Below are 2844 nucleotides of genomic sequence, written 5' to 3' on the forward strand. Positions count from 1 at the left end.
CACCTATACGGTCACCGACAGCGTCGGCAATTCCACCACGGGCGCCATCACCGTCAACATCATCGACGACGTGCCGAAAGCCATCGGCACGGCCCAGCTCACGGCAAATGTCGATGAGGACGGCCTCCACAATGCCCAGTCTGTCGGCAATGTCGACAATCCCCAGCCCGACGGCGAAGTAGCCGGGACCAACTCGGCCATTGCCGCAGGCGCCGCCGGTGCCTTGAATCTTCTCGTCGATTTCGGTGCGGACGGTCCGAACCCGACATCGGCCTTTGGGCTGGTCACGCAAGCTGCTCCTTCCGACTCCGGCATCGACTCGAAGGGCGCGGATGTCCTGATTGTCTCCGACGGCACCACGCTCACCGGCTATGTCGATATCGGCGGCGGAGCCGGCTACCAGGCGGGCACCGACAGACCGGTGTTTACGCTGACTGTCGGCGCCGACGGCTCATACGTCTTCACGCTGATCGATCAGATCGACCATCCGACGCTGAACGGCGCCGTGGGTGACAATACGGAAAACACGCTTGCGAATGGCGGGATCGATTTTTCGTCATTCATCATTGCCAAGGATGGCGATGGCGACACCGTCGAACTGGCGGCCGGCACGTTCAAGGTCCAGGTGCTCGACGATGTTCCGCAGATCACCGCGCGGGATGCCGCCACCACGACGACCACCACCACGGAAACGATCGTCTACACGCTGCAGGCCGGTAACACCGATGTTCGCGGCATGGACGGCGCCGGAAATCACGACATCAAGCTGTCCGGCGTCGACGTCAACGAGGGCGACAATTCCGTCAACACCACCGGCACCAAGATCGGCGTCGGCGACGGCCAGATCATCGATGGATACGAGACCCATCCAGGTGTGACCGGACCTGAAATCCTGACCATGGATTTCGTCAACAACCTCGTGGTGACGGCCAACAATCCAAATCCGCCGATCATCACCGATAGCGGTTCCTATGATGTGTCATCCGTCGCCTTCACCATAGACGTCGCCGAAGCCAAGGGCATCGAGAGTGCGGTCCTGTTCATCGGCGCTAAGGATGGCGGCGTGTTCGAGCCGTTCACCGTGACGGTCAATGGCGTGCTCACAGCCGGCACCGCCGTCTTCGAAGGCGGCGTGCAGGTCGGCTACGCCTTCGCCGGGGTACCGGATGGCGCTACCGTGGAAGTCGTGGGCAGCACCCCATTCGACCAGCTCAAGGTGGGCAACTACAACAACTTCACGTTCGATTCCAATGCGGGCGGCACCGATGCCACCTTGAGCGGCGGGAATCCGTTCAAGATCTTCGGCATCGAGGCGAAGATCACGACGGTCACCACACAGACCGAGGTCTTCCGGGTCAGCCATGACGAATCCGCCGGCGTCAACAATTCCGCCGACCCCAATCCGGCCAATGATACGGCCCTGCCCCCGCCGGCTCTGGTCCAGGAGGCTGACGCGCTCGGCTATGCGAAATCGTCGGCAAGCGCCCTCGGGCTCTTCAACGCCTCGGTCGGCGCCGACGAAAATGCCACGTTCTCCTTCGCGGTGACCGATGCCAACGGAAATGCGCTCGTCAATGTCGATTCCGGACTGAAGACGATCGGTGGCGCCACAATTCTGCTCTCGACGAACGCCGACGGCGTTCTCGTGGGGTCGGCCAACGGCGTCGACGTATTCAAGGTCTATGTCGACCCGACCGGCGCGGTCTGGATCGGCCAGTATCAACCGATCGCGCACAGCATCGATGGCGGCAGTGCGGCTGCCTTCGACGACATCGCGACCGTCGCCGCCGATCTGCACGTCAAGGCGACGATCACCGATTTCGACGGCGATTCGACCACCGCCGTTTCCCATGTCGCCCTGAGCGTCGAATTCCAGGATGACGGCCCGGCGGCCGTCAATGATCAGGATTCGGTGACCGAGGACGGACCGACGACGGCTGATGGCAATGTCGTTACCGGCACCGGCGGCAGCGACGCCAATATCACGGACGGCCACGCCGACCATCTTGGCAGCGACGGCTTCGGCGCGATCGCCTGGGATGGCGCTGTCACCAACCACGTCAACGGGATTTACGGCCAGCTGACAGTTGGCGCCGACGGCAGTTACAGCTATGTGCTCTATACGCAGGCTCAGAATCCGGCTGCCTATGCCGCTGTCCAGGGTCTCTCCGCGGGCCAGAGCCTGAGCGAAAGCTTCGGCTACACCGTGACGGACGGCGACGGCGACACTTCGCCGGCGTCCCTGACGATCACCGTCAACGGCGCCGATGACATCACCACCATTTCAGGTCTGACGCCTCAGGCGGATGGCGGCGACGCGACGGTCGACGAGAAGGGACTGCCGCCACACGGATCCAATCCCGCAGGGTCGGGAGAATTGTCCGACAGCAATCCAAACAACAATTCCGACCATTCGGAAACCGCCATCGGCACATTCGCCTTCACCTCGCCCGATGGTCTGGGATCGCTGCAGGTCGGCACGACCGTCATCAGCTACGCCAATCTGGCCAATTCCGGTTCGGTTCCGGTCGTCATTGCCGGCGGCCCGACCTATGGCACACTCACGATCACGGGCTTCAGCGGAACAAACGCCGGTGGCACGGTCACCTACAGCTTCACGCTGACCGACAACGTTGCGCATCCGGGCGTGGGGATCACCGGCGCAGCTGACCAGCTTTTCGCCAACTATGGCGTTATCGTCACCGACGAGGATGGCAGTGCATCGAACTCGACGCTGTCGATCGCCATCAATGATGATGGACCCTCCGCCCATGTCGACAGCGGCAATGTCAATGAAGGCGCGTTGCTCAGCGTTGCCGCCGTTGCCGGCGTGCTGGTCAATGA

At 62.4% G+C, this 2844-nt stretch carries 1 protein-coding gene; it reads left to right on the forward strand.

All coding sequences use genetic code 11. The annotated features are described in order from the left end of the window. Nucleotides 1-2844 (forward strand): VCBS domain-containing protein (locus FJ434_RS29620; protein ID WP_210242205.1); only part of this gene is annotated, 2844 nt, incomplete at both ends.

The sequence above is a fragment of the Mesorhizobium sp. B2-5-13 genome, from assembly GCF_006440535.1.
Lineage (GTDB): Bacteria > Pseudomonadota > Alphaproteobacteria > Rhizobiales > Rhizobiaceae > Mesorhizobium > Mesorhizobium salmacidum.